Raw genomic sequence first — 24,854 nt, forward strand, 5'->3', positions numbered from 1 at the left:
CCCGCGCTTTTCGATTCACGATCACGACAACAACCGAACGACGAAGGAACTGGAGATGAGCAAACCCCGCATCGCACTGATTGCGCACGACGCGAAGAAGGACGAGATCGTCGCGCTCGCGGGCCAGTATCGCGAGACGCTCGCGCAATGCCGGCTGGTCGCGACGGGCACGACGGGCGGCCGTATCGCCGCCGCGCACGGGCTCGAGGTCGAGCGCAAGCTGTCGGGGCCGCTCGGCGGCGACCTGCAGATCGGCGCGGAACTGGCCGACGGCCGCGTCGACATCGTCGTGTTCCTGCGCGACCCGATGACCGCGCAGCCGCACGACCCCGACATCACCGCGCTGGTGCGCGCATGCGACGTGCACGACGTGCCGGTCGCGACCAACGTCGCGACCGCGCGGATGCTGCTCGACGATCTGGCGAGGAACATGCAGGATGTTTGCTAGTCAGCTGTTGAAGAACGCCGCGCTTTAACGGTCGGGGGTTTCGTTTAAGAGGTTGTCGTATGCGATCGGCCGCGGAGTTTCGGACGGATCGTGCCGAATGCTTCGCTGTCGAGCGAGCGGGTCGGTGCATTGCCACGCAACGGCCGGGTTCGACGGCTTCGGCGCGCCGCTCATGACGGCACCGCTTCTTGGCGTGATGGCCTGGCACACAATCGAGCTGGCGAGCGTGCTTGCGCGTTCGGTGAAGCCGTCGGCTGGCTGACTACGGCGTCGACCAAGGCACGTGCCTCCGCGCGCGAGGGCCTCGATTACGGTGAATGGCTCGTTCCGCTGAACGATAGAAGGGATTCGATTCCTTGTAGCAGTTCGGGCAAGAACGACTGATCCAGCCCGCAATGCCCCGTGATGCATGCTCCATCGGGAGGGATTGGCTGAAAGCGCCAGTCGCCTACGATTACGCCTCGATCGAGCATTCGTAATGTGAGTTCAAACCCCGGCTCGACGCTGGTTAAATCCGCTCGTTGCCCGGATTGAAGCTGCGTTTGCATGGATTGAATCTGTTGCCGAAATTGTCGCAACTCGTCGGGCATCACACTCCATCGCCCTTCCGCCTGAATGCCCGGTACCGTCAATTGGATTCGTACATCGATCCATTCAAGATACGGGCCTCCCGGTTCCTCGCGTCGCGCGGCAACGGGCTCCATTTGAAGTCGAAAGTCATCTGTTTCAATGATCAGCATGTGTCAATAGTACATAAAGTGGAGGATTGTCCAGTCGGACTCTCGAACGACAACTTCCAGCGTTTTACGCTCTCGAATGAAGATTGTTCCCCTCTTCACAAAGCGGGACATCTCGATTTCATATCGAAATACACCCGCCACCTTCTGGGGGTCGGGCATTCGCCTTCCATACTTGATCGCCAAATGGAGGATGTGAACAGGTACAAATCGACCCGGGTTTGCCATGTGCTTGGCCGTTGTCTCGGTAAACTGCAATCGCCTCACCGGCAAGCCTTGCAGTCTACTGCGCAGAAGCGGAAGTATTCTGCTCGTCATCTTTGATGTGGCAGAGACCGCGGCGCGTCCGGTCGCCAATCGGGAAACGGTGTTGAAGCCGGTGCGTATGAGCTTCAATGCCGCAGAACCTATGAGAACCAAATCATATGGGTCAACGAGGGGTGATTCTAAGGGAGCTTCCTCGATCCCGACGTATTGACCAGATACGTCAAAAACATGCCAAACGTTTTTCGCGCCTTCGTGGATGAAGCCCACACACGCGCCAGACTGGTCGTCGATAATGGGCCGTGCCCCACGTGGGAGCGATGGGACAGCCACAGAAAAAGCTGTATCGGTAATACGTGGCGGGGCGACTGAGAGAGACTTTCCTGCGTCCGTGCCAGAATAAGTAAGCATATTCATAGGGTGGCGAAGCAACACCGATCATGAATGAAAGTGCGGACAGTGATGCAAATTGCCTCTTCAGCGCCAAACGCCATCTTCGAGACGTTGCGATCAGTTCGCCAGCCTACCTGCTAGCTTAAGTGAGAGGCTATGTCCGGCGTTCAGGGGGGCTGTTAACCGCAAGGGTGGTTTTGTCTCAAGACATGGGTGACCATACCTGCCGCACTTGCCTTCAGTGCGTCCGTCGGCAGTTCGTGTAGCGCGCCGAGCACTTCCGAATCGATTTCTCGCGGTTTGACGCGCCCGTTGTCGCACCAGTCCCTGCCTTCGGTGGTATCGGCCACGCCGGCCAGGTAACCGGTCATGGCGTGGCGCTCGGCGTCGGCGTACGGCGTGTTGTCGGTGCGGCTCATGCCGTCGAGTAGTCGGGTGCCGTCGACACGCGGTATCGCGGCGCCCTGTGCGATGCCGATGCTTGCCGACAACGACGCGAAAAGAAACACACTCCGGATGAAAAAGACGCTCATGGCATGGGGCTCGTGGATTCGGCGAAAAGCAAAATAGCACGGCCGTCTTCCGTTCAATGGTCTTGGGCGCTCCATTGCGGCGCACGACACACGGGCCCGCCGGGCGGCGGCGCTTTGCCGTCGCGTACCCGAGGCCATTTCATCCACCTTGCGGGCCGTGACTTGAAGGTGACAAAGTGTTGCGCATGGCATGTGCGCCGCACGCTTGATGAACCAACAACGGCGACCGGCTCGACGTCGTGTCATCTGCCAGCATGGGGGGCGAGTGCGGGCCGTCTTCCGCGAAAACCCTACGGCAGTGAAGGGATTTCGACGACGCGCTGCATGACCATGCACGACGCGCGAGAATCACCCGCCGAGCCCCGCGTCTGCATGTATCGCCTTTGGGGGGTATCGACGCGTTTGCCGAACCGGAATTTCAGATAAAAGGAGCAAAACGATGCCGAAAGCAATCCGATACGACCAGCCGGGCGGCCCGGACGTGATGAAGTGGGTCGATGTCGAGGTCGGCGCGCCGAAGGCGGGCGAAGTCCGCATCCGGCAACACGCGGTCGGGCTCAACTACATCGACGTGTATTTCCGCACGGGCCTGTATCCGCAGCCGCTGCCCGGCGGCCTCGGGATGGAGGCGGCGGGCGAGGTGACGGCCGTCGGCGACGGCGTGACCGCGTTCAGGGCCGGCGACCGCGTCGCCTATGTCGGGCAGCCGCCCGGCGCGTATGCGCAGGAGCGCGTGATGCCGGCCGAGCGCGTCGTGAAGCTGCCGGACGGCATCGGCTACGACGACGCGGCGTCGGTGATGCTGCAGGGCCTGACCGCGCATTACCTGCTGCGCCGCACGTACCCGGTGAAGGCCGGCGATACGATCCTGATCCATGCGGCGGCCGGCGGCGTCGGGCTGCTCGTGTGCCAGTGGGCGAAGGCGCTCGGCGCGACCGTGACCGGCACGGTCGGCTCCGACGAAAAGGCCGAACTCGCGAAGGCGCACGGCTGCGATCACCCGATCGTCTACACGCGCGAGAACTTCACGGAGCGCGTGAAGGCAATCACGAACGGCGCGGGTGTGCCGGTCGTCTACGATTCGATCGGCAAGGACACCTACGTCGGCTCGCTCGACTGCCTCGCGCCGCTCGGCTACTTCGTCAGCTTCGGCAATGCGTCGGGCCCGCTGCCGCCGATCGACTCGAAGGAATTCTCGTCGCGCGGCTCGCTGTTCTTCACGCGGCCGACGCTGTTCTCGTACATCGCGAAGCGCGCCGATCTCGACGCCGCGGCCGCCGAGCTGTTCGACGTGATCCTGTCGGGCAAGGTGAAGACGAGCATCAACCAGCGCTACCCGCTCGCCGAAGTCGGCCGCGCGCATGCCGATCTGGAAGCGCGCAAGACCACCGGTTCGACGATCCTCGTTCCCTGACCCGTCCCCGCGTGCCGGCGCGAAGCCGGCACGCGCCTGTCGCGGGCGGCGCTGCGGCGCCGTCCGTCCCGCCTAGATCTGCTCTCGTCCCGCCGCGCGCGTTTACGCGTTTTTTATACCCACCCCGATAGCTTTGACCCGCCCTTTACGCGCGTTCCCATAAGGTTCTAGTCGTCCGATTTCGACGACGGAGAACAAAAAATGGATGGGGTTTTCATCGGCGCACTGGTGCTCTTCACCGCGCTGATCCTCGGTTTGCTTGCCGGTTGCGACAAGCTCGTGCAATACGGTCGCGGGGGGCGCGCATGACCTGGATGCTTTGGCTGGCGGGTGCCTCGACGGCCCTGCTGTTCGCGTATCTCGTCTTTGCGCTGCTGCGCGCGGAGGACATCGAATGAACGCGAACAACCTGTTGCAGACGCTGCTGTTCATCGTCGTGCTGCTCGCGGCGGCCATGCCGGTCGCGCGCTACCTGACCGCGGTGATGGACGGCAGCTCGCGCGTCGTGCGCGTGTTCGGGCCGCTCGAACGCGTGCTGTATCGCGTGGCCGGCGTCGATGCCGGCACTGAGATGAACTGGAAGCAGTATGCGGTCGCGACGATCGCGTTCAACGCGCTCGGCGTGCTGTTCCTCTACGGGCTGCTGCGCCTGCAGGGCTTCCTGCCCGGCAACCCGCAGCAGTTCGGCGCGATGACGGCCGACGGCGCGTTCAACACCGCCGTCAGCTTCGTCGCCAATACGAATTGGCAGGACTACACACCCGAGCAGACCGTCAGCTACCTGTCGCAGATGCTCGGCCTGACGGTGCAGAACTTCCTGTCGGCGGCGACCGGCATCGTCGTCGTGATCGCGCTGATCCGCGGCTTCGCGCGCCACACTGCGCAGACGATCGGCAACTTCTGGGTCGACCTCACGCGCGTGACGCTGTACGTGCTCGTGCCGATGGCGGCGCTCGTCGCCGCGCTGCTGATGAGCCAGGGCGTGCTGCAGAACATGAAGGCGTACCAGGACGTGCCGGTGTTGCAGGCGAGCACCTACGCGGCGCCGAAGCTCGATGCGCAAGGCAACCCGGTGAAGGACGACAAGGGCAACGCGGTGACCGTGCCGACGCCGCTGACGAAGCAGACGCTCGCGATGGGCCCGGTCGCATCGCAGGAAGCGATCAAGATGCTCGGCACCAACGGCGGCGGCTTCTTCAACGCGAACTCCGCGCACCCGTTCGAGAACCCGACGCCGTTCTCGAACTTCATCGAGATCTTCGCGATCCTGATCATCCCGGCCGCGCTGTGCCTCGTGTTCGGCCGCATGATCGGCGACCGCCGGCAGGGCATCGCGGTGCTCGCGGCGATGACGGTCGCGTTCGCGGTTGCAACCGGCGTCGAGGTGAGCGCCGAGCAGGCCGGCAACCCGACGCTCGCCGCGCTGCACGTCGACCAGTCGGCCGGCGCGCTGCAGCCGGGCGGCAACATGGAAGGCAAGGAAACGCGCTTCGGGATCGCGCAGACCGGCATCTTCACGGTCGCGACCACGGCCGCGTCGTGCGGCGCGGTCGACGCGATGCACGATTCGCTGACGCCGGTCGGCGGCCTCGTGCCGATGCTGCTGATGCAGCTCGGCGAGGTGGTCTTCGGCGGCGTCGGCTCCGGCCTCTACGGGATGCTCGTGTTCGCGCTGCTCGCGGTGTTCGTCGCCGGCCTGATGATCGGCCGCACGCCGGAATACGTCGGCAAGAAGATCGAGTCGTACGAGATGAAGATGGTGTCGATCGTCGTGCTGCTCACGCCGCTGCTTGTGCTGGTCGGCACCTCGATCGCCGTGCTCGCCGATGCGGGCAAGGCCGGCATCGCGAACCCGGGCCCGCACGGCTTCTCGGAAATCCTCTATGCGTTCAGCTCGGCCGCGAACAACAACGGCAGCGCGTTCGCGGGCCTGACGGTCGGCACGCCGTTCTACAACTGGATGACCGCGATCGCGATGTGGTTCGGCCGCTTCGGCACGATCGTGCCGGTGCTGGCGATCGCCGGCTCGCTCGCCGCGAAGAAGCGCATCGCGGTGACGAGCGGCACGCTGCCGACCCACGGCCCGCTGTTCGTCGTGCTGCTGCTCGGCACCGTGCTGCTGGTGGGCGCGCTGACCTACGTGCCGGCGCTCGCGCTCGGCCCGGGCGTCGAGCACCTGATGATGTGGCTGGGCGCGTAACGCGCCCGCATGGCGACACATTGAAAAGACTGAAGAGCTTGAAGAGATCGCAATGACTCAACATTCCGCAACACGGTCCATGTTCGACCCGGCGCTGCTGCGCCCGGCGATCGTGGATTCGTTCAAGAAACTCACGCCGCGCACGCAGTTCCGCAACCCGGTGATGTTCTGCGTGTACGTCGGCAGCATCCTCACCACGATCCTGTGGATCGCGGCGCTCACGGGCCAGGCCGAGGCGCCGGCCGGCTTCATCCTCGCGATCACGCTGTGGCTGTGGTTCACGGTGCTGTTCGCAAACTTCGCCGAAGCGCTCGCCGAAGGGCGCTCGAAGGCGCAGGCCGCGTCGCTGCGCAGCGCGAAGAAGGACGTGATGGCGAAGAAGCTCAACGAGCCGCATCCGAAGTCGCCGATCCGCATCACGACCGCGTCCGACCTGCGTAAAGGCGACGTCGTGCTGGTTGAGACCGGCGACGTGATCCCGGCCGACGGCGAGGTCGTCGACGGCGTCGCGTCGGTCGACGAATCGGCGATCACCGGCGAATCCGCGCCGGTGATCCGCGAATCGGGCGGCGACTTCTCGTCGGTGACGGGCGGCACGCGCGTGCTGTCGGACTGGATCGTCGTCAAGGTCACCGCGAACCCCGGCGAGGCGTTCCTCGACCGGATGATCGCGATGGTCGAAGGCGCGAAGCGCAAGAAGACGCCGAACGAGGTCGCGCTGACGATCCTGCTCGTCGCGCTGACGATCGTGATGCTGCTCGCGACCGCGACGCTGCTGCCGTTCTCGATGTTCTCGGTCGAAGCGATGAAGGCCGGCCACGTGGTGACGATCACCGCGCTCGTCGCGCTGCTCGTGTGCCTGATCCCGACGACGATCGGTGGGCTCCTGTCCGCGATCGGCGTGGCCGGGATGAGCCGGATGATGCAGGCGAACGTGATCGCGACGTCGGGCCGCGCGGTCGAAGCGGCCGGCGACGTCGACGTGCTGCTGCTCGACAAGACCGGCACGATCACGCTCGGCAATCGCCAGGCGTCGATGTTCGTGCCCGCGCCGGGCGTGACCGAGGAAGCGCTGGCCGATGCCGCGCAACTGTCGTCGCTCGCCGACGAAACGCCGGAAGGGCGCAGCATCGTCGTGCTCGCGAAGGAGCGCTTCAACATTCGCCAGCGCGACATGGCGCAATTGCACGCGACGTTCCTCGGCTTTTCCGCGCAGACGCGGATGAGCGGCGTCGATCTCCCCGGCCGCGAAATCCGCAAGGGCGCGGCCGACGCGATCCGCCGCTACGTCGAAACCCACGGCAGCCGCTTCCCGGAAGAGGTGCGTCGCGCGGTGGACGACGTCGCGCGCCGCGGCAGCACGCCGCTCGTCGTGGCCGACCTGCAGGAAGGGGCGGCGCGCGTGCTCGGCGTGATCGAGCTGAAGGACATCGTGAAGGGCGGCATCAAGGAGCGCTTCGCGGAGTTGCGCAAGATGGGCATCAAGACCGTGATGGTGACGGGCGACAACCGGCTGACGGCCGCGGCGATCGCGGCGGAAGCGGGCGTCGACGATTTCCTCGCGGAAGCGACGCCGGAAACCAAGCTCGCGACGATCCGCGAACATCAGGCGGCCGGCCGGCTCGTCGCGATGACGGGCGACGGCACCAACGACGCGCCGGCGCTGGCGCAGGCCGACGTGGCGGTCGCGATGAACACGGGCACGCAGGCGGCGAAGGAAGCCGGCAACATGGTCGACCTCGACTCGAACCCGACGAAGCTGATCGAGATCGTCGAGATCGGCAAGCAGATGCTGATGACGCGCGGGTCGCTGACGACGTTCTCGATCGCGAACGACATCGCGAAGTACTTCGCGATCATCCCGGCCGCGTTCGTGACGACTTACCCGCAACTGCGCGTGCTCGACATCATGCACCTGACGTCGCCGGCGTCCGCGATCCTGTCCGCGGTGATCTTCAACGCGCTGATCATCGTCGCGCTGATTCCGCTCGCGCTGAAGGGCGTGACCTATCGGCCGCTCGGCGCCGCGTCGCTGCTGCGCCGCAACCTGCTGGTGTACGGCCTCGGCGGCGTGCTGCTGCCGTTCCCGTTCATCAAGCTGATCGACATGACGCTCGCCGCGCTCGGCTGGGCCTGAGCCGGCCGTCCTTGAAGGAACCATCATGAAATCGTTGATTCGCCCGCTCGTCGTGCTGTTCGTCGTCCTGACCGCCGTCACGGGGCTCGCTTACCCGGCCGTGATGACCGTGTTCGGTCAGGCCGTGTTCCCGTCGCAGGCCAACGGCAGCCTGATCGAGCAGGACGGCAAGGTCGTCGGCTCCGCGCTGATCGGCCAGCCGTTCGACGCGCCGAAGTATTTCTGGGGCCGCCTGTCGGCCACCGCGCCGATGCCGTACAACGCGGCCGGCTCCGGCGGCTCGAATTTCGGCCCGCTGAACCCGTCGCTCGCCGACCAAGTGAAGGCGCGCATCGCCGCGCTGCGCGACGCCGGCACCGACCTGTCGAAGCCGGTGCCGGTCGACCTCGTGACCGCATCGGCGAGCGGCCTCGATCCGGAGATCACGCCGGCCGCCGCCGCGTACCAGGTCGAGCGCGTCGCGAAGGCGCGCAATCTGGCGCCGGACGCGGTCGCGCAACTGGTCGCCGCGAACACGGCGGGCCGCCAGTTCGGCGTGCTCGGCGAGCCGCGCGTGAACGTGCTGAAGCTGAACCTCGCGCTCGACGCGGCGCAGGCCGCGCACTGACCGGTCGCGCGTGCCGACCGGCATCCGGCGCGGCCTGATCCGCGCCGGATGCGCTTTTTCCGACGGCGCTCGCGCCGTCTTTGCCTTTTGCGGCGATTTGGAACCACAATGACTGTATCTCGCGCGCCATCCGGCGTGTCGCCCTCCTGACGCATGAACCGCCCCGATCCCGACCAACTCCTCGACAAGCTGCAGCGAGACGAAGAAAAGCAGCGGCGCGGCCAGCTCAAGATCTTCTTCGGCGCGTCCGCCGGCGTCGGCAAGACCTACGCGATGCTGCAGGCCGCGCGCCAGCGCCGGCAGGAAGGCGTCGACGTCGTCGTCGGCATCGTCGAGACCCACGGCCGCAGCGAGACCGCCGCGCTGCTCGACGGCCTCGACGTGCTGCCGCCCGCCCGCATCGACTATCGCGGCCGCCCGCTCGCCGAATTCGATCTCGACGGCGCGCTCGCGCGTGCGCCGCAACTGATCCTCGTCGACGAGCTCGCGCATTCGAACGTGCAGGGCGCACGGCACCTGAAGCGCTGGCAGGACGTCTACGAGCTGCTCGACGCGGGCATCGACGTGTATACGACCGTCAACGTCCAGCACCTCGAAAGCCTGAACGACGTGGTCGGCGCGATCACCGGCATCCGCGTGTGGGAGACCGTGCCCGATCGCGTGTTCGACGCGGCCGACGAAGTCACGCTCGTCGACCTGCCGGCCGAGGAGCTGCTCGAGCGGATGCGCGACGGCAAGGTCTATCTCGCGCAGCAGGCCGAGCGCGCGGTGCGCAACTTCTTCCGCAAGGGCAACCTGATCGCGCTGCGCGAGCTGGCGCTGCGACGCACGGCCGATCGCGTCGACGCGCAGATGCGCGAGTACCGCGCCGACCGTTCGATCCAGCGCATCTGGCAGGCGCGCGAACGGCTGCTCGTGTGCGTCGGCCCGGGCGCCGAAGCGCCGACGCTCGTGCGCGCGGCGGCGCGGCTCGCCACGAGCCTGAAGGCCGACTGGATCGCCGTGTATGTCGAGACGCCGCGCCTGCAGCGGCTGCCCGACGCGCGGCGGCAGCGCACGCTCGACGCGCTGAAGCTCGCGGCCGAGCTCGGCGCGGAGACGGCCACGCTCGCCGGCGCCGACGCGGTCGCCGCGCTGATCGGCTATGCGAAGGTGCGCAACGTGTCGAAGCTCGTCGCGGGCGGCTCGCCGAAGGTCGGGCTCGCGCGCCGCTTCGTGCGGCCATTTGGCGAGCAGCTGGCGGAACGCGCGGGCGACGTCGACCTGATGCTGATTCGCGCGTCCGCGAGCGACGAGGCGCGCGCGGCACCCCTCGACGCGCGGGCGCGCGATTGGCGCGATGCGTTCGCGCAGTTCGGCACGCATCGTTCGCCGCCGCGCCACTACGCGTATGCGGCCGCGATCTGCGCGGCGATCACCGTCGTCGCGAGCGTCGTGTCCGGGCGGCTCGACCTCACGAACCTCGTGATGCTGTACCTGCTCGGCGTGGTGTTTTCGGCCGTGCGGCTCGGGCGCGGCCCGGGTGTGCTGCAGTCGTTCCTGTCGGTGGCCGCGTTCGATTTCTTTTTCGTGCCGCCGCGCATGTCGTTCTCGGTCAGCGACACGCAATACCTGCTGACCTTCTTCGGGATGCTGCTGACGTCGCTCGTGATCAGCCACCTGACGTCGACGCTGACGCGCCAGGCGAGCGTCGCGCAGCGCCGCGAGCGCCGCACCGGCGCGATCTACGCGATGGCGCGCGAGCTCGGCGCGGCGTTGACGACCGAACAGATCGTCGAGATCGGCAGCCGCCACGTGGGCGAGGTGTTTCGCGCGCGCGTCGCGATCCTGCTGCCCGACAGCGCGGATCAGGTGCGGCAGAAGATCGAGGAGCCCGATGCGGCCGTCACGCTGACGGGCGCGGAGCTCGACAGCGACGTCGGCCAGTGGGTGTACGACCAGCAGAAGCCGGCCGGGCGCGGCACCGATACGCTGCCCGCGACCGCCGCGCTGTACCTGCCGCTGAAGGCGCCGATGCGCACGCGCGGCGTGCTCGCGGTGGCTTCCCGCGAGCCGCACGAGCTCGAGGTGCCCGAGCAGCAGCGGATGCTCGATGCGTTCGCCGCGCAGATCGCGCTCGCGCTCGAACGCGTGCACTACGTCGAGATCGCGCGCGACGCGCTCGTCAACATGGAATCCGAGCGGCTGCGCAACTCGCTGCTGTCGGCGATTTCGCACGACCTGCGCACGCCGCTCACGACGATCGTCGGCTTCTCGTCGATGCTCGCGAACGGGCGCGCGGCCGCACAGGCCGGCGACGCCGCGGCGGGCGGGCGCCTCGCGCAGCGCGAGGGCGAACTCGTCGACGCGATTCACGACGAGGCGCTGCGCATGACGGGCATCGTCACGAACCTGCTCGACATGGCGCGGCTGCAGGCCGGCAGCCTGCAGCTCAAGCGCCAGTGGTCGCTGCTCGAGGAAACCGTCGGCGCCGCGCTCGCCGCATGCCGGCGGGTGCTCGCGCGCCATCCCGTGCGCGTCGCGCTGCCCGCCGACCTGCCGCTGCTGCAGATGGACGCGGTGCTGATGGAGCGGCTGTTCACCAACCTGTTCGAGAACGCGGCGAAGTATACGCCGCCCGATACGTCGCTCGACATCGGCGCGGAGCGCGTGACCGACGACGGGAACCCGTTCGTGCGCGTGCACGTCGACGATCACGGCCCGGGCCTGCCGGCCGGCATGGAGGCGCGGATCTTCGACAAGTTCACGCGCGGCGAGAAGGAATCGGCGACGCCGGGCATCGGGCTCGGCCTCGCGATCTGCCGCGCGATCGTCGAGGCGCACGGCGGTAAAATCGGCGCGCTCAACCGCACCGCGCCCGACGGCCACGTGACGGGCGCGCGCTTCTGGTTCACGCTGCCGGTCGACACGCCGCCGGCCGCGCCGGCCGTGCCCGACGACGAATCCGACCTGCCGGGCGCATCGTCCCCATCCGAGTCATTGCCAGACCATGAGTGAACCCAGCCTGACCGTCGTCCTGATCGAGGACGAAAAGCAGATCCGCCGCTTCGTGCGCGCCGCGCTCGAAGAGGAGGACATCGCGGTGTTCGAAGCCGAGACGGGCAAGCAGGGGCTGATCGACGCGGCGACGCGCAAGCCCGACCTCGTGATCGTCGACCTCGGCCTGCCGGACACCGACGGCCTCGACGTGATCCGCGAGCTGCGCGGCTGGTCCGAGGTGCCGGTGATCGTGCTGTCCGCCCGCACGCAGGAAGAGGAGAAAGTCGCGGCGCTCGACGCGGGCGCCGACGACTACCTGACCAAGCCGTTCGGCGTGTCCGAACTGCGCGCGCGGATTCGCGCGCAACTGCGCCGGCGCAACCAGGGCGGCGCGAACGAGTCGCCGAAGGTGAGCTTCGGCACCGTGACCGTCGATCTCGCGCTGCGCCAGGTGTGGCGCGACGGCGAGATCGTGCACCTGACGCCGCTCGAATACCGGCTGCTCGCGACGCTCGTGCGTCACGCGGGGCGCGTGCTCACGCACCGCCAGTTGCTGCGCGACGTGTGGGGGCCGTCGCACGTCGAGAGCCATCACTACCTGCGCATCTACATGGCGCACCTGCGCCAGAAGCTCGAGGCCGATCCCGCGCAGCCCGAGCACATCGTCACCGAGACGGGCGTCGGCTACCGGCTCGTCGGCGCCGTGTGACGGGCGGTGTGGGGTGGTGCGAGGCGGCGCATGCGGCCGCGCCGCCGCACACCGGCAGGGTTGCGCCGGCGCGACAGTCTCGCGACCGGCGCCGGCCTTGCACACCGGCTGCGCAATCCCCGCTATCCTGACCGTTCCGCGAACAAAAACGAGGAGCGTGCAATGTCCGTCCGTCTGGTCGTCATCTGTGCGCTGGCGCTGGCTGCGCCCGGCGCGTTCGCCCAGCCGCTGCCGCCCGGGCAGCAGCCTTCGGCATCGCAACAGGCGCTCGCCAATCCCGCATCGGTGAATTGCGAGAAGCTCGGCGGTCGTCACGTGATCCGCAACCTGTCGAGCGGGCAGGTCGGGATGTGCGTGTTCAAGGACGGCCGCGTCTGCGAGGAATGGGCGCTGTACCGCGACGACCGCTGCATCGGCGGCGGCGCGCCGAAGCGCGTGGCGAACTGACCGCGTCCGGCCGATCCCGCCCCGCATCGGCCGCCGGCAGGGCCGTAAGCCTCTTGTTATACTCGGCGCCGCCCGGGGACGACCCCGGGTCATTCGCTTCAACGGGGACGGCCCCATCCGATACGGAGTACGTCGAGATGGCGTGGGTATGGTTGTTGATCGCCGGTTTGCTGGAAGTGGCCTGGGCGGCCGGTTTGAAATCGTCGGACGGCTTCACGAAGCTCGGTCCGTCGGTGTTCACGATCGTGACGGCGCTGGCCAGCTTCGGGCTGCTCGCGGTCGCGATGCGCCAGTTGCCACTCGGCACCGCGTACGCGGTGTGGACGGGCATCGGCGCGGTCGGCGCGTTCGTGTTCGGCATCGTGATGATGGGCGAGGCGCTGACCGTCGCACGCGTCGCGAGCGCGGCGCTGATCGTCGCGGGGCTGGTCGGCCTGAAGCTGTCGTCGGCCGCCTGACGACGGACTCCCGGGCGCGCATGCGCCCGGGCGCCGCGCCGCCGCGGAATTGCGCCGGTCGCCCGTCCGGCCTGTCTATAATGGAACGCATTCGGGCCTGAATACCGTCGTGCTGCTCGCGGCGCGCGGTGCCGGTCGCCACGCGCCGCGCGGCCGGTCTGTCCGACCCGATCCGATCAATCGGCAAAACGCACGGAAAGTGCAAGGAGAGGGCCATGATCGAAGCCATTTCGCTCGGCGCGGGACTCGCGTGGGCGAGCGGCCTGCGCCTGTACCTGACGGTGCTGATCGCCGGCGTGCTGGCGCGGTTCGGCTGGCTCCATCTGCCCGACACGCTGGCCGTGCTGATGTCGCCGTGGGTCATCGGCGCCGCGGCCGTGCTCGCCGTGACCGAATTCCTTGCCGACAAGATTCCCGCGTTCGACTCGCTGTGGGACGCCGTGCATACCTTCATCCGCATCCCGGCCGGCGCCGTGCTCGCGGCCGGCGCGCTCGGCCATGCCGACCCGACCATGCTGGCGGTCGCGGGGCTCGCCGGCGGCTCGCTTGCCGGCGCCGCGCACGTGGCGAAGGCCGGCACGCGTGCGCTCATCAACCTGTCTCCCGAACCGATTTCGAACTGGGTCGCGTCGTCGACCGAGGACGGCCTCGTGGTCGGCGGGCTCGTCCTCGCATTCTTCGTTCCGCTCGCGTTCCTCGTGCTGCTCGCCGCGTTCATTGCGGCGTCGGCATGGGCGCTGCCGCGCCTGTGGCGTGGCGTGTCGGGCGGCTTTCGCGGGATGGCGAACCACATGGTGTCGCGGCTCAACTCGATCGGAGGGAAACGCGATTGAAGGGGCCGCAACACGCGGCGCAGCCGCCGGCCGGGCGACCCGGCCATGACGGGCGCGCGCATGCCGGCCGCTTCGGCCTGCGCGACCTGATCCACCAGGCTGCCCGGATGACCGCGCGCGACTGGCGTGCCGGCGAGCTGACACTGCTGGTGCTCGCGCTGGTGCTCGCGGTCGCCGCGCTGACGAGCGTCGGTTTTCTCGCCGATCGGCTGCGCCAGGGGCTCGAGCGCGACGCGCGTCAGATGCTCGGCGCCGATTTCGTCGTGCGCGCCGATCGCCCCGTCGATCCGTCGTTCGACCGGCAGGCTCGCGCGCTCGGCCTGCGGACCGCGACGACCGCCATCTTCCCGAGCATGATCGCGTCCGCCGCGGGCGGGCAGGCCGCCGACGCCGCGCCGTCGCGCCTGGCGGCCGTGAAGGCCGTGTCGCCCGGTTATCCGCTGCGCGGCGCGGTCGAGATCCTGCCGGCCGGCGCGACCGTCGCGCAGAAGGCAGCCGCGATTCCCGCGCCCGGCACCGTATGGGCCGACCCGGCGCTGCTCGACGCGCTGCACCTGAAGGCGGGCGATACGGTGCGCGTCGGGCTGCGCACGTTCACGGTCGCCGCGGCAATCACCCGTGAACTCGATCGCGGCTTTTCGTTCGTCAATTTTTCGCCGCGGCTGATGATGCGCGCGGACGAGCTCGCCGCGACGGGACTCACGGGCTACGGCAGCCGCGTCACGTACCGGCTGCTGATCGCCGGCGACGCACCGGCCGTCGCGCGCTTCGAAGCGTTTGCACACGCGCGCGTCGACGGCGGGAAGCTGCGCGGCGTCGGGCTCGAGTCGTTGCAGGAAGGGCAGCCGCAGGTGCGGCAGACGCTGGATCGCGCGCGCCATTTCCTGACGCTCGTCGCATTGCTGACCGCGCTGCTCGCGGCGGTCGCGATCGCGATGGCCGCGCAGCGCTACATGCGGCGCCATCTCGACGGCTGCGCGACGATGCGCTGCCTCGGCGTGAGCCGCCGCACGCTCGGCGCGCTGTTCGCGCTCGAATTCGCCGGTGTCGGCATCGTGTCGGGCGCCGTGGGCGCGGTGCTCGGCTACGGCGGCCACTGGGCGCTGCTGGCCGCGCTCGGCAGCCTGATCGACGTCGTGCTGCCGCCGCCCACGGTGTGGCCGGCGCTGATCGGCATGGGCGCTGCGCTTGTGCTGCTGCTCGGTTTCGCGCTGCCGCCGCTCGTGCCGCTCACGCGCGTGCCGCCGGTGCGCGTGCTGCGGCGTGAGTGGGGCGACGCGTCGCGCACCGCGTGGGCCGCGTATGCGATCGGCGTCGTGCTGTTCGCGGGACTGCTGATCGTGGCCGCCGGCAACCTGAAGCTCGGCCTGATCGTCGCGGGTGGCTTTGCCGGCGCGCTGGTCGGGTTCGCGCTGATCGCCCGGCTCGTGCTGTTCGCCGCCGCGCGCGCGGTCCGCAATGCGCGCGTGGCCGCGGGCGTCGGCTGGCGTTACGCGCTGGCGTCGCTGCACCGGCGCGGCACGGCCAGCGCGCTGCAGATCACCGCGCTCGCGCTCGGCCTGATGTGCCTGCTGCTGATCGCGATCACGCGCAACGACCTCGTGGCGGGCTGGCGGCAGTCGACGCCGCCCGATGCGCCGAACCAGTTCCTGATCGACATCCAGCCCGACCAGCGCGCCGATGTCGCCGCCTATCTGGCCGCGCACGGCGTGCGCGACGCGGTACCCGCGCCGATGGTGCGCGGCCGCCTCGTCGCGATCAACGGCAAGCCGGTGAATCCGGATGCGTACTCGTCCGAAGAGGCGCGCCGGCTCGTCGATCGCGAGTTCAACCTGTCGTATACGACCGAACTGCCGTCCGACAACCGGGTCGTCGAAGGCGACTGGTTCGGCACCGCGGCCACGCCGCAGATCTCGATCGAAGCCGGCCTCGCGAAGACGCTGAACGTGAAACCGGGCGACACGCTGCGCTTCGACGTGACGGGGCTGACGGTCGACGCGCCCATCACGAGCGTGCGCAAGCTCGACTGGGGCTCGTTCCGCGTCAACTTCTTCGTGCTGATGCCGCCGCCGGTGCTGAAGGATTTTCCGGCCGTCTACCTGACGAGCTTCCATCTGCCGGCATCGGACGCCGCGCTGCTCGATCCGCTGATCGCGCGCTACCCGAACCTGACGGCGATCGACGTCGCGCCGATCCTCGCGCAGTTGCAGCGGATGATGCTGCAGGTGGTCGGGGCGGTGCAGTTCCTGTTCGCGTTCACGCTCGCGGCCGGCGTGCTCGTGCTGTACACCGCGCTCGCCGGCTCGCGCGACGAGCGCGTGCGCGAGGCCGCGCTGCTGCGTGCGCTCGGCGCGTCGCGCGCGCAGGTCAATGCGGTGCAGCGCGCGGAATTCGTCGTGGTCGGCGCGCTGGCCGGCGTGCTGGCGTCGGCGGGCGCGATCGCGGTTGGCTGGGTGCTCGCGTCGCGCGTGTTCGATTTCCAGCTCGCCGTCGATCCGTGGCTCGTGCCGGCCGGCATCGCGGCCGGCGTCGTCTGCGCCGGTGCGGCCGGCTGGCTGAGCCTGCATAATGTGTTGCGGCGCCCCGCGCTGCAGTCGCTGCGCGACGCCTGAGCGTCGCCCGCGGCCCCGAAGATCCCGTTTTCCGACTATCCGTATGACCGATGTGAATGACGATGCGCCGTCGCAGCCGACGGCGTTCGAGCTCGTGGGCGGCGAAGCCCGCGTGCGCGACATGGTGGACCGCTTCTACGACCTGATGGACCTCGAGCCCGAGTTCGCGCAGATTCGCGCGCTGCATCCGCCGTCGCTCGACGGGTCGCGCGACAAGCTGTTCTGGTTCCTGTGCGGCTGGCTCGGCGGCCCCGACCACTACATCAGCCGGTTCGGCCATCCGCGGCTGCGCGCGCGGCACCTGCCGTTCCCGATCGCGTCGGTCGAGCGTGACCAGTGGCTGCGCTGCATGGCGTGGGCGATGGAGGATGTGGGGTTGCCGGAGCCGCTGCGCGAGCGGCTCATGCATTCGTTCTACGACACGGCCGACTGGATGCGCAACCGGCCCGGTTGATCGACCGGTACGCCGCTGCCCGTGCGCGGGACGATCTGCGTCTGGGCGCACGTGCAGCCCGGCGCGACACTGGCCGTTTCTCCCATCGATACGAGGCTCTCCCGATGACGACACAAGCGCTGTTTCGCGAAGACGCGTACCTCACGCAATGCGAGGCGATCGTCCAGGCCGTCGGCGACGACGGCATCCGCCTCGACCGCACGGTGTTTTATCCGCTCGGCGGTGGCCAGGCCGGCGACACCGGCACGCTGACGCTGTCCGACGGCAGCACGATCGCGATTGCCGATACGCGCAAGGCGAAGTTCGACGGCGCGACGCCCGACGACGCCGTGCACGTGCCCGCACCGGGCCAGGAGGCGAGCGTCGCGACGCTGGCCCCCGGCACGCGCGTGGTCGCCACGATCGACTGGCTGCGCCGCTACCGGCACATGCGCCTGCACACGGCCGCGCACCTGATGTGCGCGGTGCTGCCGTACGCGGTCGACGGCTGCAGCGTGACGGCCGACTACGTGCGGCTCGATTTCGCGACCTCCGACGCGATCGACCGCGACCACGTCGAGCAGCGCCTCGCGGGCCTCGTCGGAGGCGGGCATCCGGTCACGACCGAATGGATCACCGACGACGAGATGGCCGAGCGGCCCGAACTCGTGCGCACGATGAGCGTGAAGCCGCCGATGGGCCTCGGCCGCGTGCGGCTGCTGCGCATCGAAAACGTCGACCTGCAGCCGTGCGGCGGCACGCATGTGCGCAACACGGCCGAAATCGGCGGGCTGCGGGTCGCGAAACTGGAAAAGAAGAGTGCGCGCACACGGCGCCTCGTACTGGAGTTTGCATGACGATCGATACCGGGAAAGCGGACGCGGCGGCGCTCGATCCGCAGGCACGGGAGATTCTCGATTTCTGGTTCGGCGAGCTGGGCTCGGCCGAGTTCGGGCAGAACCGCAAGGTCTGGTTCAACGGCGGCGCGGCGTTCGACGACGTGCTGCGCACGCGTTACGGCGCGCTGCTCGACGCCGCGTGCGATGGTGCTTGCGATCACTGGGCCGCTTCGCCATCGGGCGCGCTGGCGTTGATCGTCGTGCTCGACCAGTTCTCGCGCAATATCCATCGCGGCACGCCGCGCGCGTTTGCCGCCGATCCGAAGGCGCTCGCACTGGCCCGCCGCGTCGTCGCGGCCGGCTGGGACGCGCAGTTGCCGAGCGGGCATCACCGCGCGTTCGCGTATCTGCCGTTCGAGCACGACGAGTCGGTCGAGAGCCAGCGCGAGGCCGTGCGCCTGTGCGCGGGTATCCGCGACGAGGCCGGATGCGAGAGTTACCACCGCTTCGCGTTGCTGCATGCGGCGGTCGTCGAGCGCTTCGGCCGCTTTCCGCACCGGAACGCGATGCTCGGTCGCGCGTCGACCGACGAGGAAACGGCGTTTCTGCGGGAGCCCGGCTCGTCGTTCTGACGATCGGACCGGGGTGTGACGAGGGAAGGGGGCGAGCCCGCGGATGCTGGCGGGTTCGTGCCGGCCGGCATCGCGCAAAGCGCGCGGCCCGTGCCGAAGAGGAAAGCGAAGGCGGGCAGGACGGCGCATCGCGCCGCCCTGTATCACTGCAGGTGCTGTTCGGGCGTGCGCACGTAGACGCGCAGCAGTTCCGTGTTGTCGCCCGGGCGGGCGCCGGTCCAGAACAGCTTCCATTCGCTGCCGGGCGCCGGATCGACGGCCCGCACGCCCTGCACGATCATCCACGTGCAGCGCGTCGTCTTCGCGTCGTCGATCGGCGTGTGCTGGATGCCGGAGAAGTAGTACAGCATCGGCGCTTCCGATTCGCCGAGCCCGTGCAGGCTCGCCATGCAGTCGCCGTCGCTCCATTCGAGCGCGAGATGCGCGTTCAGGTCGTCGAACACCGAGCGGTAGCTCTTCGCGACGTCGAGCCACGGCAGCAGCAGCGTATAGATGAGCCCCCACGCGACGAGTGCGCCGGCGCCCCACGACAGCGCGCCGCGCCACAGGCCCGCCGTGCGCAGCTTCGGCAGCAGCGTCAGCCAGCCGACCGTCAGCGCGAGCGCGCCGGTCACGAGCGCGGGCTGGATCGGCATCGTCCAGTCGAGCGGCAGCCAGCGGCCGAGCAGCGCGAGATCGGCGCGCGACGCGGCCGGATCGGCCATCACTGCCCAGATTGCCCACGCGAGCACGACGACCGTGCCGAACAGGATACGGCTCAGGTAATCCCACGCGAGATGCAGCCGGCGCGGCAGGCGGTCGATCGCCTGCGCGGCGACCAGCGCGAGCGGTGCGAAGAACGGCAGGATGTAGAGCTGGCGCGACGTCGCGGACACCTGCAGCACCACGAGCCCGATACCGGCGAACAGCACGGGCAGCGCGATGCGCGGCGCGCGCCAGTCGCGCCATGCGCCGCGGGCGAGCGCGACGATCGCGAGCGGCGCGACCGGGAAGCCGACGGTCAGGAACGCGCGGAGAATGAAGAGCGGCTTGTCATTTTCTGCCCCGAGCTCGGGAACGGAGAAACCGAAGAAGCGGCCGACGTTGTTGTCCCAGAACCACGTCATGAACAGCGTTTCCGAGCGCAGGAACAGCGCGGTCGGCCAGATCAGCGCGAACGGCGCGAACACGAGCGCGGCGACGCCGAGTGCGCGCGCGAACGAGCGGGTGCGGCAGGCCGGGTAGAGCACCAGCGTGCACACGAGCGTGGCCGCGAACACGAGCGGCACGAACAGCCCCTTCGCCATCAGCGCGACGCCGACGCCCGCGCCGAAGATCGGCGCGGCCCAGCGGTTCGCCGGATGCGCCGGCAGCCCGTGCCGCATCTGCTGCGCACGCGCGACGTGCTGCATCACGAGTTCGAGCAGCCCGCAGAACCCCATTGCCGTGCCGGCAAACAGCGCGACGTCCGTCATCATGTCGTGCACGTGCTTGATGACGACGAGCGTGCCCGCGCTCAGCACGACGGGGCCGAGCACGCGCAGGTCGAACCAGGTGTCCGCTCGGCTGGCCACGCGGGCCGCGCGTGCGATGAAGCCGAACGCGAGCGCGGCGAACAGCGCGCTCGCCAGGCGCGCCGCGTCGTGCAGCGGTATCACGCGCTGCAGCAGCCACGCGAGGCTGGTTGCGACCCACGCGTAAAGCGGCGGCTTTTCCATGAACGGCAGGCCGGCATTGGTCGGCACGACGAAGTCGCCGGTCTCGAGCATGTGCTGGATGATGCCGAACGTGTAGGTTTCGTCCTGTTTCCACGGATCGTGGCCGAGCACGCCGGGCAGCGTGTACGCGCACACCAGTGCGACGACGAACAGCCACGCGCGCCAGCCGAGCAGCAGCGAGCGGTTGCGTGGGGTGCTGATGGCGGCGGTCGACGCGACGACGGGCGTGCCGGCGGCGTCCAGCGTCGCGATGACGTCGGTATCGGCGGTCGAGTGGGTGTGCGCGGCCGGGGCGGGCACGGACGTGCGTCGCCGGCTGGGCGCTGCGGTTCCAGGCATGGAAAAGATCTCGGGTCGAGTCGAGCCGGTCCGGCGACATGGGCAGGACCGATAAGGGGCTACATCCGGGTAACGGACAGCGTGTTTAAGACACCTGTCTGAATGTCCGCTAGTAGAGCACGGAATTGTTACGGATGTTTACTGAAACTGTCACGGAATTGTGGAGATTTGTGGCGCCGTGACCACTGGGCGTTTTCGACCGCTGTATTGTTGCGCCGCGCGTCAGCTTAGCGGCCGCCGCCGACGTCGAGCAGGGCGCCCGTCGTGTAGGACGCCGTATCGCCGAGCAGCCAGACGATCGCCTCGGCGATCTCCTGCGCTTCGCCCGCGCGGCCGAGCGGGGTCTGCGCGCCGAGACGGGCCGCACGGCCCGGCTGGCCGCCGCTTGCATGAATTTCGGTCTCGATCAGGCCGGGGCGCACCGCGTTGACGCGCACGCCGTGCGGGCCGAGTTCCTTTGCGAGGCCGATCGTCAGCGAATCGACCGCGCCTTTCGAGCCCGCGTAGTCGACGTACTCGTTCGGCGAGCCCAGCCGCGACGCGATCGACGACACGTTGACGATCGCGCCACCGCGGCCGCCGCGGTCGGTGGACAGCCGGCGCGCGGCTTCGCGCGCACACAGGTAGGCGCCGAGCACGTTGGTATCGAACATCCGCCGCAGCCGGTCGACCGGCATGTCGGCGAGCGGCATCGACGGCGCGACGATGCCTGCATTGTTGACGAGCGCGTCGAGGCGCCCGAACGCGGCCGCAACGGTGTCGAACATCGCGACGACGTCCGCCTCGTTCGCGACATCGCCCGCGACGATGCACGCACGGCCGCCCGCGTCGCGCACGGCCTGCGCGGTTTGTTCGGCCGCCGCCGCGTCGCGCGCGTAGTTGATACCGACGTCCCAGCCGCGTTCGGCCGCGAGCACGGCGGTCGCGCGGCCGATGCCACGGCTCGCGCCGGTGATGAGGACGGCCTTGCGGTCGGACGATGCGGTCATCGCGTGCGGGTTCCGGTGAGGGTTACTTCGCTGCGTCGGGCGCCCACTTGTCGCGGGCGGGCGGCTGGTAGCGGCGCAGCCGCTCGATCAGCCCGGCGGGTTCCGCTTCGACGCACAGCGCGTCGAAATAGGCCGGCCGCATGAAGCCTTCGTCGACCGTATGGCGCAGCAGCGCGATCAACGGATCGTAGAACGAATCGATGTTGTAGAGCGCGACGGGCTTGCGGTGATAGCCGAGCTGCGCCCACGTGTAGACCTCGAAGAGCTCCTCGAGCGTGCCGGCGCCGCCGGGCATCGCGACGAACGCGTCGGAGAGGTCGGCCATCATTTTCTTGCGATGGTGCATGTCGGGCACGACGTGCAGTTCCGACAGCCCCGTATGGCCGACTTCCTTGTCGACGAGCAACTCGGGGATCACGCCGACCGCACGGCCGCCGGCCGCCATCACTTCGTCGGCGATCACGCCCATCAGGCCGACGCGGCCGCCGCCGTAGACCAGCGTGAGGCCCGCCTCGACGAGCGCGCGGCCGAACGCGCGCGCGGCATCGGCATAGACGGGCCGCACGCCGGACGACGAGCCGCAGTAAACGCAGACCGCCTTCATTGCTTGGCGTCCTTGGCGGGGGCTTGACCGGTGACGACCGGGCTGTCGGCCGGGCGCGGCGAACCGTCGCGCGGCGGCAGGTAATCGGTGAACTGGCGCTTGGGCAGCTTGCCGGAGACGAGATCGTCGAACAGCTGGCGCGAACGGCCGCGCAGGTACGGGGCCATGATCGAGATCACGTGCATGCTCACCTGGTGCAGCTCTTCGCGGATCGCATCCTGGTCGTTGTACTTGCGCGGATGCATCACGTACTGGTACGACAGCCAGTACGTCGAGATCACCGCCATGTTGGTTGCGATGACTTCGATCTCCGCGGGCGTCGCGACCATTTCGGCATCGGAGACGAGCAGCTCGCACATGTCGTGCGCGAAGCGCACCTTGTGGCTGATGATCTGCTTGAAGTGCGTCTCGAGCGTGCGGTTGCGGGCGAGCAGGTCGTTGAGGTCGCGATACAGGAACCGGTAGGTCCACATGAAGTCGGCCATGTACTGCAGGTACGACCAGGTTTCGTCGATCGTCGGACGGTGATCTTCGGGGAAGCGCAGCCGCCGTTCGATCTGCTGCTCGAACTGCGCGAAGATGCTGTTGATGATGTCGTCCTTGTTGCGGAAATGGTAGTACAGGTTGCCTGGACTGATTTCCATTTCCTCGGCGATCGTCGTGGTGGTGACGTTCGGCTCGCCGATCTCGTTGAAGAGTTTCAACGACAACTCGAGAATCCGTTCGCGGGTGCGGCGGGGAGGTTTCGCTTCCATGTCGTCCGGCCCTGTGTGTGCCGGACTGGCGGGCGCTGCAATCGATGCTGCGTGATTCGTCCGGCGCGGGTTGCTGTTCTATGTCTAGCGGACGATTATAAACCGGGGTTTCGCCACATCGGGGCATTTCGTGAGCGCGGCCCCGCGCGGCGCATGGTGCAGCGCCGCACGCGGGTGGCGGGGCAGGCGCCCGGTGCTTGCCTAGAAGCCGAGCCAGCGTGCGACGACCGGCCCGAGCACGAAGCCCCAGGTCGTCACGCACGCGAACAGCGCGACCGTCACGGCCGCGCTGCCGAGGTCCTTCGCGCGCTTCGAGAGTTCGTGGCGCTCGAGCGAGATGCGGTCGATCGCGGCTTCGACGCTCGAGTTCAGCAACTCGACGATCAGCACCAGCAGCACCGACGCGATCAGCAGCGCGCGCGACGCGGCCGGCACCGGCGCGAATGCGCCGATCGGCAGCATCAGCGCGGCGAGCGTGAGCTCCTGGCGAAACGCGCTTTCCTCGCGGATCGCGACGCGAAAGCCGTTCAGCGAATGCTTGAGGGCGTACCACGCGCGCGTGATGCCGCGGTGGCGCTTGTACGGGTTCGGCGGCAGCGGCGTCAGTTGATCGTCCGGGCCGAGCGGCTCGTGCGGATGCGCGTCCGTTTCGGCGTGCGGCTCTTCCTCGTCGAACGGATGGTGCCGTGGCGGCGTCGCGGCGGGGGGCGGGATCTTGTCGTTCAGGTCTCGTTTCAAACGGCGGCACCTTCGGCGGGCGAGTACGCGGTCTTCGGCAGCGGCTTCAGATGCGACGCGAACTGCTCGGATGCCGCGCGCCACGAGAAGCGTTCCGCCCACGCGCGCGCAGTCGTGCGTTCGATCTTCAGCGCCTCGAGGCAGGCTTCCTGCAGGTCCTCGTGCATCGCGCCGGCGTCGCCTCCGCTGAGCACGTCGATCGGGCCCGTGACGGGATACGCGGCCACCGGCGTGCCGCAGGCGAGCGCCTCGAGCAGCACGAGGCCGAACGTGTCGGTGCGACTCGGGAATACGAACACGTCGGCCGCAGCATACACCTTCGCAAGCTCCGCCTGTGACAGCACGCCGAGATAGTTCGCCTCCGGGTAGCGCGACTTCAGTTCCGCGAGCGCGGGGCCTTCGCCCGCGACCCACTTCGAGCCGGGCAGGTCGAGGCGCAGGAACGCCTCGACGTTCTTCTCGATCGCGACGCGGCCCACGTACAGGAAGATCGGCCGCGCAGTGTTGAGCACCTTCGACTCCATCGGCCGGAAGGTGTCGAGATCGACGCCGCGGGTCCACAGCACCACGTTCGTGAAGCCGAACTTCTCGAGGTCCTGCTTGACGACCGGCGTCGGCGCCATCACCGCGAGCGACGGACCGTGGAACCAGTGCAGGAAGCGATAGGTCGCGGCGAGCGGAATGCCGAAACGCGCCTGTACGTATTCCGGAAAGCGCGTGTGGTAGGCGGTCGTATACGGCAGCTTGCGGGCGCGCGCATAGCGCCGGGCGGCCAGGCCGAGCGGGCCTTCGGTCGCGATGTGCAGCGCGTCGGGTGCGAACGCATCGATCCGCGCGCGCAGCTTGCGGTACGGCAGGATCGACAGGCGGATCTCGGGGTAGGTCGGGCAGGGCACCGTGCGGAATTCCAGCGGCGTCAGCAGTTCGACGCGGTGGCCGAGCGCCGTGAGTTCGCGCGACGTGCTCTTCAGCGTGCGCACGACGCCGTTGACCTGCGGTTCCCACGCGTCGGTGACGATCATGATCTTCATCGCGGCATGTCCTGTAAGTAGGGTTG

General features: G+C 68.5%; 24 protein-coding genes. 15 read left to right on the forward strand and 9 right to left on the reverse strand.

Features of this window, described 5'->3' with window-relative positions:
• Positions 1-55 precede the first annotated feature (55 nt).
• The gene (locus HWW87_RS23385; RefSeq protein WP_006478230.1) at positions 56-448 is read left to right on the forward strand and encodes a methylglyoxal synthase; all 393 of its coding nucleotides are present in this window, start codon (positions 56-58) and stop codon (positions 446-448) included.
• A 308-nt stretch (positions 449-756) separates the two neighbouring features.
• Here the strand turns inward: HWW87_RS23385 and HWW87_RS23390 are convergent, their stop codons facing one another.
• The 3 genes from HWW87_RS23390 to HWW87_RS23400 form a co-directional block, all read right to left on the reverse strand.
• Complete coding sequence (locus tag HWW87_RS23390; RefSeq protein ID WP_175822337.1) at positions 757-1,188, reverse strand: hypothetical protein; 432 nt, start codon at positions 1,186-1,188, stop codon at positions 757-759.
• A gap of 3 nt (positions 1,189-1,191) precedes the next feature.
• On the reverse strand, positions 1,192-1,719 hold the full coding sequence (locus HWW87_RS23395) for a hypothetical protein (protein ID WP_175822338.1): 528 nt from the start codon (positions 1,717-1,719) through the stop codon (positions 1,192-1,194).
• Positions 1,720-2,021: 302 nt separating this feature from the next.
• The gene (locus HWW87_RS23400) at positions 2,022-2,375 is read right to left on the reverse strand and encodes a Rap1a/Tai family immunity protein (protein ID WP_175822339.1); all 354 of its coding nucleotides are present in this window, start codon (positions 2,373-2,375) and stop codon (positions 2,022-2,024) included.
• A gap of 439 nt (positions 2,376-2,814) precedes the next feature.
• Here HWW87_RS23400 and HWW87_RS23405 point away from each other — a divergent pair, with 439 nt between their 5' ends.
• The 14 genes from HWW87_RS23405 (at position 2,815) to HWW87_RS23470 (ending at position 18,675) form a co-directional block, all read left to right on the forward strand.
• Positions 2,815-3,789 (forward strand): quinone oxidoreductase, encoded by a 975-nt coding sequence (locus HWW87_RS23405; RefSeq protein ID WP_175822340.1) that lies wholly within the window; start codon positions 2,815-2,817, stop codon positions 3,787-3,789.
• A gap of 305 nt (positions 3,790-4,094) precedes the next feature.
• A complete protein-coding gene (kdpF, locus tag HWW87_RS23410) occupies positions 4,095-4,187 on the forward strand; it encodes a K(+)-transporting ATPase subunit F (RefSeq protein ID WP_006752209.1) in 93 nt (30 codons plus the stop codon).
• The gene (gene kdpA / locus HWW87_RS23415; protein WP_175822341.1) at positions 4,184-5,989 is read left to right on the forward strand and encodes a potassium-transporting ATPase subunit KdpA; all 1,806 of its coding nucleotides are present in this window, start codon (positions 4,184-4,186) and stop codon (positions 5,987-5,989) included. Before kdpF ends, kdpA begins: the two co-directional genes overlap by 4 nt.
• Before the next feature lie 52 nt (positions 5,990-6,041).
• Positions 6,042-8,126: a potassium-transporting ATPase subunit KdpB gene (kdpB, locus tag HWW87_RS23420; RefSeq protein WP_175822342.1), complete on the forward strand. Its 2,085-nt coding sequence runs from the start codon at positions 6,042-6,044 to the stop codon at positions 8,124-8,126.
• Between the two features lie 25 nt (positions 8,127-8,151).
• On the forward strand, positions 8,152-8,733 hold the full coding sequence (gene kdpC / locus HWW87_RS23425; protein WP_175822343.1) for a potassium-transporting ATPase subunit KdpC: 582 nt from the start codon (positions 8,152-8,154) through the stop codon (positions 8,731-8,733).
• A gap of 153 nt (positions 8,734-8,886) precedes the next feature.
• Positions 8,887-11,730, forward strand: a complete 2,844-nt coding sequence (locus HWW87_RS23430) for a DUF4118 domain-containing protein (RefSeq protein ID WP_175822344.1) — start codon at positions 8,887-8,889, stop codon at positions 11,728-11,730.
• Entirely contained in the window at positions 11,723-12,421 is a 699-nt protein-coding gene (kdpE, locus tag HWW87_RS23435) for a two-component system response regulator KdpE (protein ID WP_174388205.1), read from the forward strand. Before HWW87_RS23430 ends, kdpE begins: the two co-directional genes overlap by 8 nt.
• 162 nt (positions 12,422-12,583) lie before the next feature.
• A complete protein-coding gene (locus HWW87_RS23440) occupies positions 12,584-12,868 on the forward strand; it encodes a DUF333 domain-containing protein (RefSeq protein WP_175822345.1) in 285 nt (94 codons plus the stop codon).
• A 137-nt stretch (positions 12,869-13,005) separates the two neighbouring features.
• Complete coding sequence (sugE, locus tag HWW87_RS23445) at positions 13,006-13,326, forward strand: quaternary ammonium compound efflux SMR transporter SugE (protein WP_006497024.1); 321 nt, start codon at positions 13,006-13,008, stop codon at positions 13,324-13,326.
• A 215-nt stretch (positions 13,327-13,541) separates the two neighbouring features.
• The gene (locus HWW87_RS23450) at positions 13,542-14,159 is read left to right on the forward strand and encodes a DUF4126 domain-containing protein (RefSeq protein ID WP_089468041.1); all 618 of its coding nucleotides are present in this window, start codon (positions 13,542-13,544) and stop codon (positions 14,157-14,159) included.
• The gene (locus HWW87_RS23455; RefSeq protein ID WP_175822346.1) at positions 14,156-16,771 is read left to right on the forward strand and encodes an FtsX-like permease family protein; all 2,616 of its coding nucleotides are present in this window, start codon (positions 14,156-14,158) and stop codon (positions 16,769-16,771) included. Before HWW87_RS23450 ends, HWW87_RS23455 begins: the two co-directional genes overlap by 4 nt.
• 43 nt (positions 16,772-16,814) lie before the next feature.
• Entirely contained in the window at positions 16,815-17,225 is a 411-nt protein-coding gene (locus HWW87_RS23460; protein WP_034207992.1) for a group II truncated hemoglobin, read from the forward strand.
• A gap of 104 nt (positions 17,226-17,329) precedes the next feature.
• Positions 17,330-18,061: an alanyl-tRNA editing protein gene (locus HWW87_RS23465; RefSeq protein WP_175822347.1), complete on the forward strand. Its 732-nt coding sequence runs from the start codon at positions 17,330-17,332 to the stop codon at positions 18,059-18,061.
• Entirely contained in the window at positions 18,058-18,675 is a 618-nt protein-coding gene (locus HWW87_RS23470; RefSeq protein WP_175822348.1) for a DUF924 family protein, read from the forward strand. The genes HWW87_RS23465 and HWW87_RS23470 overlap by 4 nt, the downstream gene beginning before the upstream one ends.
• Positions 18,676-18,818: 143 nt before the next feature.
• On the opposite strand, the gene HWW87_RS23475 is transcribed toward HWW87_RS23470, so the two are convergent.
• From HWW87_RS23475 to HWW87_RS23500, 6 genes are all read right to left on the reverse strand, one after another.
• A complete protein-coding gene (locus tag HWW87_RS23475) occupies positions 18,819-20,711 on the reverse strand; it encodes a glycosyl transferase (protein WP_175822349.1) in 1,893 nt (630 codons plus the stop codon).
• 227 nt (positions 20,712-20,938) lie between these two features.
• Complete coding sequence (locus tag HWW87_RS23480; RefSeq protein ID WP_175822350.1) at positions 20,939-21,700, reverse strand: SDR family oxidoreductase; 762 nt, start codon at positions 21,698-21,700, stop codon at positions 20,939-20,941.
• A 22-nt stretch (positions 21,701-21,722) separates the two neighbouring features.
• Complete coding sequence (locus HWW87_RS23485) at positions 21,723-22,304, reverse strand: TIGR00730 family Rossman fold protein (RefSeq protein ID WP_175822351.1); 582 nt, start codon at positions 22,302-22,304, stop codon at positions 21,723-21,725.
• On the reverse strand, positions 22,301-23,059 hold the full coding sequence (locus HWW87_RS23490) for a TetR/AcrR family transcriptional regulator (protein ID WP_174432788.1): 759 nt from the start codon (positions 23,057-23,059) through the stop codon (positions 22,301-22,303). The genes HWW87_RS23485 and HWW87_RS23490 overlap by 4 nt, the downstream gene beginning before the upstream one ends.
• Positions 23,060-23,260: 201 nt before the next feature.
• Positions 23,261-23,797, reverse strand: coding sequence for a diacylglycerol kinase (locus HWW87_RS23495; protein WP_174388195.1), 537 nt, complete (start codon positions 23,795-23,797; stop codon positions 23,261-23,263).
• A complete protein-coding gene (locus HWW87_RS23500) occupies positions 23,794-24,828 on the reverse strand; it encodes a glycosyltransferase family 1 protein (protein ID WP_174432786.1) in 1,035 nt (344 codons plus the stop codon). The genes HWW87_RS23495 and HWW87_RS23500 overlap by 4 nt, the downstream gene beginning before the upstream one ends.
• Positions 24,829-24,854 lie beyond the last annotated feature (26 nt).

This window comes from Burkholderia sp. BCC0419, from assembly GCF_902830285.1.
Lineage (GTDB): Bacteria > Pseudomonadota > Gammaproteobacteria > Burkholderiales > Burkholderiaceae > Burkholderia.